Here is a 9,784-nt window from a genome sequence, read left to right on the forward strand (position 1 = left end):
CTAGGAGAAAAAATGATAACTTTAAAATCAGCACGTGAAATCGAAGCCATGGACAAGGCTGGTGATTTCCTAGCAAGTATCCATATCGGCTTACGTGATTTGATTAAGCCAGGCGTGGATATGTGGGAAGTTGAAGAGTACGTTCGACGACGTTGTAAAGAGGAGAATTTCCTTCCTTTACAGATTGGTGTGGATGGTGCAGTCATGGATTACCCCTATGCCACTTGTTGCTCTCTCAACGACGAAGTAGCTCACGCTTTTCCACGTCATTACATCTTGAAAGAGGGCGATTTGCTCAAGGTTGACATGGTATTGGGTGGTCCGATTGCCAAATCCGACCTCAATGTATCTAAACTCAACTTCAACAATGTTGAGCAAATGAAAAAATACACCCAAAGTTATACTGGTGGTTTAGCTGACTCATGTTGGGCTTATGCGGTTGGTACACCGTCTGAAGAAGTGAAAAACCTGATGGACGTGACCAAGGAAGCTATGTATAAAGGGATTGAGCAAGCAGTTGTTGGCAATCGTATCGGTGATATCGGTGCAGCCATTCAAGAATACGCTGAAAGTCGCGGTTACGGTGTCGTTCGTGATTTGGTTGGTCATGGTGTTGGTCCAACTATGCACGAGGAGCCAATGGTTCCTAACTACGGTATTGCAGGGCGTGGACTCCGTCTCCGTGAAGGAATGGTACTAACTATTGAACCCATGATCAATACTGGTGACTGGGAAATTGATACAGATATGAAGACTGGCTGGGCTCATAAGACTATAGATGGCGGCCTGTCTTGCCAATATGAACACCAGTTTGTGATTACCAAAGACGGTCCTGTTATCTTGACTAGTCAAGGTGAAGAAGGAACGTATTAAAATAAAGGGAGCTTAGCTCCTTTTTTTGTGTCAACTTTAGTCAAAATAAATAAGCGTAGCAGACTTCTTACAAATTTATCCTTTTGTAGTAAAATAGGATTAGAATTTTGAGAAAGTAGGTAATTCGTTGGAGTCGATTATATTTCTAGTATCCGTTTTTTTAGCAGGTATCCTGTCCTTCTTTTCACCCTGCATCTTTCCTTTGCTACCTGTCTATGCTGGTATTTTACTGGATGATCAGGGAAATTCGAAAAGCTTTCGCTTTTTTGGAAGAGACGTTGCATGGTCTGGTTTAATTCGAACCTTGTGCTTTATTGCAGGAATCTCCCTCATTTTCTTTATTTTGGGATTTGGAGCTGGATTCCTAGGGCACATGCTCTATGCAGACTGGTTTCGTTATGCTATGGGAATAGTCATTATTCTTTTAGGGTTTCACCAGATGGAAATCTTGCATTTCAATAAACTGGAGATTCAAAAGACAGTCACCTTCAAACAATCAAAGTCGAATCACTATCTGTCAGCCTTTTTACTTGGGATAACCTTTAGTTTTGGTTGGACCCCTTGTATCGGACCAGTCTTAAGTTCGGTCTTGGCCCTAGCAGCTTCCGGTGGCAATGGTGCTTGGCAAGGAGCCGTGTTAACATTAGTATACACATTGGGAATGGCCCTTCCTTTCATTGTTTTGGCCTTGGCTTCGGGCTGGATTATGCCCTATTTTAGTAAATTAAAACCCCATATGATTTTACTAAAGAAAATCGGGGGAGCTTTGATTATTTTGATGGGATTATTATTAATGCTAGGGCAGTTAAATGCCTTGTCAGGAATTCTTGGATAAAAGGAGAAAAAATGAAAAAAGTTATTTTTGCTGGATTGAGCCTCATGTCTCTATTTTTGTTGATTGCTTGTGGTGAAAAAGAAACCAAACAGAAAAGCAGTCCCAAACAACCTGCTGTACAACAAATCGCAGTCGGTAAGGATGCGCCAGACTTTACCTTGCAGTCTATGGATGGCAAAGAAGTCAAGTTATCAGACTATAAAGGGAAAAAGATCTATTTAAAATTCTGGGCTTCTTGGTGTGGACCATGTAAAAAAAGCATGCCTGAGTTAATGGAATTAGCTGCCAAACAAGATCGAGACTTTGAAATCTTGAGTGTCATTGCACCAGGTCTACAAGGTGAAAAAACAGTTCAAGACTTTCCAAAATGGTACCAAGAACAAGGCTACAAGGATATTCCAGTTCTATATGATACGCAAGCAACTACCTTCCAAGCCTACCAAATTCGTAGTATTCCAACGGAATACTTGATTGACAGTCAAGGTAAAATCGGAAAAATCCAATTTGGTGCTATTAGCAACGCTGATGCAGAAGCGGCTTTTAAAGAAATGAAATAAAGAAAAAATCGCGATTATTCGCGATTTTTTTATAGTTTTTCATTGATAAAGCGGATAAATTGATTCCACCAAACCTTCAAAAAGAAGGCTTTTTCTACTTTCTTTTCAGAAACCATTTCAAAAGATGGTTTGTCGGAAGTGAGATAGCCCTGGCCGACCAAATCCTGATCATCATAGGTCAGAGTACCAACAACCTTGCCTTCTTCCAATGGAGCCATTTCTGATGTTGATTTCGGTGTGAATTGGAGAGTTGGTGTAGTACCGCTTCCGATGCGTTGGACGATGGAAATGTCTGACTTAGCGACAGCTGTCACATTATCTTCTTTACCATCCAGAACTGTTACTTTACTATCGTTGTAAGCTTCACCTTTCTGAACGACAGTTTTTAAGGCAAAGTTTGCAGAAATATAATCTAAAAGTGCTGAAGTAGCAGTAAAACGTGCATAAGGGTTGGTATCTTGTTGATCTGCATTCAAAACAACCGTAATAATACGCATCCCTTTCTCAACAGTTGTTCCCACGAATGAAGCACCAGCTTTATCAGTAGTACCTGTCTTTAGTCCATCAATACCACCACGATAGGCAGGCATTCCCTCCAACATATAGTTGGTTGAGTGGATTTCAAGTCCTGCAAAGGTAGAAGTTGGTTTTTTTGTGATTTCCAAAACTTGAGGATAATCTCGGATGAGGTTACGAGCGACGATTGCAACATCGTAGGCACTCAACTTGTTTTCATCGTCTTTTTTAGAACCAGGATAGATATTATCGCCAAGTGTCTCATTATTTAAACCAGTTGTGTTTACAATAGTTGCATCTTGAATTCCCCATTCAAGAAGTTTAGCCCTCATCTTGTCTACGAAGTCTTTCTCAGAACCAGCAATCTTTTCTGCTAGTGCAATGGCAGCGCTGTTTGCACTGGATACCATTGTAGCCTCTAATAGTTGTTCAACAGTATAATTTCGAGCTTCCATAGGGACGTTACTCGCCTCAGAATTAGTTGTAAGTTTGTAAGGATAGTCCGAAATATCAACAGGTGTAGATAGGCTGATAGTTCCTTGTTCCAGAGCTTCATAGACCAAATAAACTGTAACCAGTTTTGTAATAGAAGCAATTTCTACAGGCTGATTTGCATCTTTTTCATAGAGGATTTTTCCAGTTGTAGCCTCGACAGCAATAGCATGTTTAGCAGCAACATCAAACTCCTGAGCAGAAACAGTAGAAGCTGTTCCAAGAACTAAAAGTGTCATAAAAGATAAAATTATTTTTTTCATATTAGCTTTATTTTATCATAAAGAAAAAAAATATTCTCGTTTTTTTACTAAAGCCATCTTATCTTTTTCAGAAATATGGTAAAATAGAGAGAAGGAGGATACCTATGTTCCGCAGAAACAAATTATTTTTTTGGACAGCTGAAATTTTATTATTAACACTGATTTTCTATCTTTGGAGAGAAATGGGAGCCATCATTACTCCCTTCGTGACAGTTGTGAATACCATCATGATTCCATTTTTGCTTGGTGGATTTTTTTACTACATTACAAATCCAGTCGTTACTTTCTTAGAAAAGAGATGTAAGATCAATCGTCTAATTGGTGTCTTGGTCACTCTTTGTGCCTTGATTGGTGCTATCGTTGTAGGGGTCGTTTATCTCTTGCCGATTTTGATTAATCAGTTGACCAGCTTGATTATTTCTAGTCAAAACATCTATAGTAGACTACAAGATTTGATCATCGATTTGTCCATGAATCCAGTCTTCCAAAATATTGATATTCAACAAACAATTCAACAACTTAATCTCTCCTATGTGGATATCCTCCAGAATATCCTTAATAGCGTCAGCAACAGTTTAGGAAGCGTTCTTTCAGCCTTGTTTAGTACAGTTCTTATTCTCATTATGACCCCTGTATTCTTGATTTATTTCTTGTTGGATGGTCATAAGTTGCTACCAATGTTGGAACGTACCGTCTTAAAGCATGACAAATTGAATCTTTCTAGCCTTTTAACCAATCTCAATACAACCATAGCGCGCTATATCAGTGGAATTGCGATTGATGCGGTTATTATTGGATGTTTAGCCTATATTGGCTATAGCGTTATCGGATTAAAGTACGCCCTAGTTTTTGCTATTTTCTCTGGAATCGCAAATTTAATTCCTTATGTTGGTCCAAGTATTGGTTTAATTCCAATGGTGATTGCCAATGTGTTTACAGATCCTCATCGTATGTTGATTGCGGTTGCTTATATGCTTATTATTCAGCAGATTGATGGAAATGTTCTCTATCCACGTATCGTTGGAGGGGTTATGAAAGTGCATCCGATTACGATCTTGGTGCTCCTTTTACTGTCAAGTAATATCTACGGTGTCATAGGGATGGTCGTAGCAGTGCCTACTTATTCTATTTTTAAAGAAATTACTAAGTTCCTAGCGAAATTATATGAAAACCATAAAGAAGCTAAGGAACTGGAAAAAACAGAATCAAATTAAAATCAGGGAGACCTGATTTTTTTGTTGAAAGTACTATCTTCCAAACAAAATAAGTTTGAATTCATATTGCCATAAAGAAGCAGAAGAACAGGATTTGATAAGATTTAGATTAATTCACAAAATATGTGTAAAACACTTGCAATTTAGCAGAAATTTGATAAAATAGTAAGGAAAGTTAGACTGTATTGCCTACTGTCTATCTATAAAATATATTTTATTGGAGGCTTTTACTCAAATGGCAAAAGAAAAATACGATCGTAGTAAACCACACGTTAACATTGGTACTATCGGACACGTTGACCACGGTAAAACTACTTTGACTGCAGCTATCACAACTGTATTGGCACGTCGCTTGCCTTCAGCAGTTAACCAACCTAAAGACTATGCGTCTATCGATGCTGCTCCAGAAGAACGCGAACGCGGTATCACTATCAACACTGCGCACGTTGAGTACGAAACTGAAAAACGTCACTACGCTCACATCGACGCTCCAGGACACGCGGACTACGTTAAAAACATGATCACTGGTGCCGCTCAAATGGACGGAGCTATCCTTGTAGTAGCTTCAACTGACGGACCAATGCCACAAACTCGTGAGCACATCCTTCTTTCACGTCAGGTTGGTGTTAAACACCTTATCGTCTTCATGAACAAAATTGACTTGGTAGACGACGAAGAATTGCTTGAATTGGTTGAAATGGAAATCCGTGACCTCTTGTCAGAATACGACTTCCCAGGTGACGATCTTCCAGTTATCCAAGGTTCAGCTCTTAAAGCTCTTGAAGGTGACTCTAAATACGAAGACATCATCATGGAATTGATGAACACTGTTGATGAGTACATCCCAGAACCAGAACGTGACACTGAAAAACCATTGCTTCTTCCAGTCGAGGACGTATTCTCAATCACTGGACGTGGTACAGTTGCTTCAGGACGTATCGACCGTGGTACTGTTCGTGTCAACGACGAAATCGAAATCGTTGGTATCAAAGAAGAAACTCAAAAAGCAGTTGTTACTGGTGTTGAAATGTTCCGTAAACAACTTGACGAAGGTCTTGCTGGAGATAACGTAGGTGTCCTTCTTCGTGGTGTTCAACGTGACGAAATCGAACGTGGACAAGTTATCGCTAAACCAGGTTCAATCAACCCACACACTAAATTTAAAGGTGAAGTCTACATCCTTACTAAAGAAGAAGGTGGACGTCACACTCCATTCTTCAACAACTACCGTCCACAATTCTACTTCCGTACTACTGACGTTACAGGTTCAATCGAACTTCCTGCAGGTACTGAAATGGTAATGCCTGGTGATAACGTGACTATCGACGTTGAGTTGATCCACCCAATCGCCGTAGAACAAGGTACTACATTCTCTATCCGTGAGGGTGGACGTACTGTTGGTTCAGGTATGGTTACAGAAATCGAAGCTTAATTCGATTAAGTTCCCAGAAGAACAATTATTTAAGTCAGACACTAAAAGAATCTTGCCTTGCAAGGTTCTTTTTTTCTTCTTCTTACTCTATTTGAAGTGCTTCTACTCTAGCAGTATAATCGTTTTTTTGGTATAATAAAAGTTATGGAAATCGAAAAAACCAATCGTATGAACGCCCTTTTTGAATTTTATGCGGCGCTTTTGACAGACAAGCAGATGAACTATATTGAACTCTATTATGCTGATGATTATAGTCTTGCTGAGATTGCTGAAGAGTTCGGTGTCAGTCGTCAAGCTGTTTATGACAATATCAAGCGGACAGAAAAGATTCTAGAAGATTATGAGATGAAACTGCACATGTATTCGGACTACATTGTCCGCAGTCAGATTTTTGACCAGATTTTGGAGCGTTATCCCAAGGATGACTTTCTGCAGGAGCAGATAGAAATTTTAACAAGTATTGATAATAGAGAATAAGAGGAAGAAAAATGGCATTTGAAAGTTTAACAGAACGTTTACAGAACGTCTTTAAAAATTTACGTAAAAAAGGAAAAATATCTGAGGCGGATGTCCAAGAAGCAACCAAAGAGATTCGTTTGGCCTTGCTTGAAGCCGACGTTGCCTTGCCTGTTGTAAAGGACTTTATCAAGAAGGTTCGTGAACGTGCAGTCGGACACGAGGTCATTGATACCCTCAATCCTGCCCAACAGATTATCAAAATCGTGGATGAGGAACTGACAGCCGTTTTAGGTTCCGACACGGCTGAGATTATCAAGTCACCAAAAATTCCAACCATTATCATGATGGTCGGGTTGCAGGGAGCTGGTAAAACAACATTTGCTGGTAAGCTGGCTAATAAACTCAAGAAGGAAGAAAATGCACGTCCTTTGATGATTGCTGCGGATATTTACCGCCCAGCCGCCATCGACCAGTTGAAAACACTTGGACAGCAGATTGATGTTCCAGTCTTTGCTCTTGGAACAGAAGTACCAGCTGTTGAGATTGTCCGTCAAGGTTTGGAGCAAGCGCAAGCCAATCACAACGACTATGTCTTGATCGATACGGCAGGGCGTTTACAAATCGATGAACTTCTCATGAATGAGCTTCGTGATGTTAAAGCACTGGCTCAACCAAACGAAATCCTCCTTGTCATTGATGCCATGATCGGTCAGGAAGCGGCCAATGTCGCCCGTGAGTTTAATGCTCAGTTGGAAGTGACTGGGGTTATCCTTACCAAGATTGATGGGGATACTCGTGGTGGTGCAGCCTTGTCTGTTCGCCACATCACTGGTAAACCTATCAAGTTCACTGGTACGGGTGAAAAGATTACAGATATCGAAACCTTCCACCCAGATCGTATGTCAAGCCGTATCCTTGGTATGGGAGATATGCTGACCCTGATTGAGAAAGCTTCTCAAGAATACGATGAGCAAAAAGCCCTTGAAATGGCTGAGAAGATGCGTGAAAACACATTTGATTTCAATGATTTCATTGATCAATTGGATCAGGTGCAAAATATGGGGCCAATGGAAGACTTACTCAAGATGATTCCAGGTATGGCTAACAATCCAGCCCTTCAAAATATGAAGGTGGATGAGCGCCAGATTGCGCGCAAACGTGCCATTGTGTCTTCCATGACACCTGAGGAGCGTGAAAATCCTGATTTGTTAAATCCAAGTCGTCGCCGCCGTATTGCTGCTGGTTCTGGAAATACCTTTGTCGAAGTCAATAAATTTATCAAGGACTTTAATCAGGCTAAACAGCTCATGCAAGGTGTCATGTCTGGGGATATGAACAAGATGATGAAGCAGATGGGCATCAATCCCAATAACCTTCCAAAAAATATGCCAAATATGGGAGGGATGGATATGTCTGCCCTTGAAGGCATGATGGGACAAGGTGGCATGCCGGATATGTCAGGTCTCGGAGGAGCAGGCATGCCAGATATGAGCCAGATGTTCGGTGGTGGACTTAAAGGTAAAATCGGTGAATTTGCCATGAAACAGTCTATGAAACGCATGGCCAACAAAATGAAAAAAGCGAAGAAAAAACGCAAATAAAAAAGGAAAGCAGAAGTGCTTACCTTAAAAAGAACTCTGAATCCGATTCAGAGTTCTTTTGTGTTTGATTGGTTTATTCCCACTCAACAGTTGCAGGTGGTTTACTTGTAATGTCGTAGACGATACGGTTAACGTGATCCACTTCATTTACGATACGTACAGAGATTTTTTGAAGGACTTCCCAAGGAATCTTGGCAAAGTCAGCTGTCATACCATCGATAGAAGTAATGGCACGAATGGCGATGGTGTAGTCATAAGTACGACCGTCACCCATAACACCGACTGAACGAACGCCTGTGTTGACAGTAAAGTATTGCCAGATATCGCGGTCAAGACCAGCTTTAGCGATTTCTTCGCGAAGGATAGCATCAGACTCACGAACAGTTTCTAGTTTTTCTTCAGTGATTTCACCCATGACACGGATAGCAAGTCCTGGTCCTGGGAATGGTTGGCGCCATACGATGTGGTCTGGCATACCAAGCTCTGTACCGAGGGCACGGACTTCGTCTTTATAAAGAGTGTTCAATGGTTCAATCAGTTCAAACTGCATGTCTTCTGGAAGACCACCCACGTTGTGGTGTGATTTGATGGTTTGAGCAGTATCAGTTCCAGACTCAATCACATCAGTGTATAGTGTTCCTTGAGCAAGGAATTTCACATCTTTGAGCTTGCTTGCTTCGTCATCAAATACATAAACAAACTCATTACCGATGATTTTACGTTTTTGTTCAGGGTCAGAAACACCTGCAAGTTTGTCAAGGAAGCGTTTTGCAGCGTCTGTTTTGACGATATTCAACCCAAACTTACCACCAAGCATGTCCATAACTTGGTCTGCTTCCCCTTTACGGAGAAGACCGTGGTCTACAAAGATACAGATTAATTGATCACCAATCGCTTTTTGAAGAAGAACTCCAACAACAGAAGAGTCAACACCACCTGATAGACCTAGAAGAACACGCTTGTCACCTACAGTTTCACGGATTTTCTTGATCTGCATATCGATGAAGTTGTCCATTGACCAGTCACCCTTAGCTTTACAGATGTTAAGGGCAAAGTTGCGAAGGATATCATTCCCGTATACAGAATGGCGAACTTCTGGGTGGAATTGGATACCATAGATGTGCTTGTCAGGGTTTTCAATAGCTGCATAAGGACAGTCAGCAGATGTTCCAGTACGAACAAAATCAGCTGGAATCTCTGTAACCGCATCACCGTGGCTCATCAAAACAATTTGTTCTTCTGGTGTACCTTCAAAGAGGGCAGAAGGAGTGTGAGTAAGTGGTGATTGGCCATACTCGCGATTACCAGCATCACCTGCAGGGACAACCTTTCCTCCAAGTTTGTGAGTAAGAAGTTGCATACCATAGCAGATTCCCAAAATTGGAATGCCCAGTTCAAAAATTTCTGGATCAATATCAAATGAATCCTCTTCATAAACAGAGTTTGGTCCACCAGAGAGGATGATCCCTACAGGGTTAATCGCACGAACCTCTGCGGCTGAGATTTTATGGCTTTTTAGCTCTGAAAAAACACCGATTTCAC

9 protein-coding genes are annotated in these 9,784 nt (G+C 40.9%); 7 read left to right on the forward strand and 2 right to left on the reverse strand.

Going from position 1 to position 9,784, the window contains the following annotated elements; genetic code table 11:
• Positions 1-12 precede the first annotated feature (12 nt).
• The 3 genes from GMD5S_RS0204150 (at position 13) to sdbB (ending at position 2,265) form a co-directional block, all read left to right on the forward strand.
• Complete coding sequence (locus GMD5S_RS0204150; RefSeq protein WP_000631561.1) at positions 13-873, forward strand: methionyl aminopeptidase; 861 nt, start codon at positions 13-15, stop codon at positions 871-873.
• Between the two features lie 127 nt (positions 874-1,000).
• Entirely contained in the window at positions 1,001-1,708 is a 708-nt protein-coding gene (gene ccdA2, locus GMD5S_RS0204155) for a thiol-disulfide oxidoreductase-associated membrane protein CcdA2 (protein ID WP_000443809.1), read from the forward strand.
• An 11-nt stretch (positions 1,709-1,719) separates the two neighbouring features.
• Positions 1,720-2,265 (forward strand): thiol-disulfide oxidoreductase-associated lipoprotein SdbB, encoded by a 546-nt coding sequence (gene sdbB, locus GMD5S_RS0204160; protein ID WP_000755585.1) that lies wholly within the window; start codon positions 1,720-1,722, stop codon positions 2,263-2,265.
• A gap of 29 nt (positions 2,266-2,294) precedes the next feature.
• Here the strand turns inward: sdbB and pbp3 are convergent, their stop codons facing one another.
• The gene (gene pbp3, locus GMD5S_RS0204165; protein WP_000720634.1) at positions 2,295-3,536 is read right to left on the reverse strand and encodes a D-alanyl-D-alanine carboxypeptidase PBP3; all 1,242 of its coding nucleotides are present in this window, start codon (positions 3,534-3,536) and stop codon (positions 2,295-2,297) included.
• 104 nt (positions 3,537-3,640) lie between these two features.
• On the opposite strand from pbp3, the gene GMD5S_RS0204170 reads away from it, so the two are divergent.
• The 4 genes from GMD5S_RS0204170 to ffh all read left to right on the forward strand — a co-directional run bounded on the left by GMD5S_RS0204170 (position 3,641) and on the right by ffh (position 8,242).
• Complete coding sequence (locus GMD5S_RS0204170) at positions 3,641-4,750, forward strand: AI-2E family transporter (protein WP_000489830.1); 1,110 nt, start codon at positions 3,641-3,643, stop codon at positions 4,748-4,750.
• Between the two features lie 235 nt (positions 4,751-4,985).
• Positions 4,986-6,182, forward strand: coding sequence for an elongation factor Tu (gene tuf / locus GMD5S_RS0204175; protein WP_001040720.1), 1,197 nt, complete (start codon positions 4,986-4,988; stop codon positions 6,180-6,182).
• Between the two features lie 144 nt (positions 6,183-6,326).
• The gene (locus GMD5S_RS0204180; protein WP_000402066.1) at positions 6,327-6,659 is read left to right on the forward strand and encodes a putative DNA-binding protein; all 333 of its coding nucleotides are present in this window, start codon (positions 6,327-6,329) and stop codon (positions 6,657-6,659) included.
• Positions 6,660-6,670: 11 nt separating this feature from the next.
• A complete protein-coding gene (gene ffh / locus GMD5S_RS0204185; RefSeq protein WP_000863609.1) occupies positions 6,671-8,242 on the forward strand; it encodes a signal recognition particle protein in 1,572 nt (523 codons plus the stop codon).
• A 73-nt stretch (positions 8,243-8,315) separates the two neighbouring features.
• Here the strand turns inward: ffh and guaA are convergent.
• Positions 8,316-9,784 (reverse strand): glutamine-hydrolyzing GMP synthase (gene guaA / locus GMD5S_RS0204190; RefSeq protein ID WP_016893681.1); only part of this gene is annotated, 1,469 nt, incomplete at its 5' end.

The sequence above is a fragment of the Streptococcus sp. GMD5S genome, assembly GCF_000298715.2.
Classification (GTDB): domain Bacteria; phylum Bacillota; class Bacilli; order Lactobacillales; family Streptococcaceae; genus Streptococcus.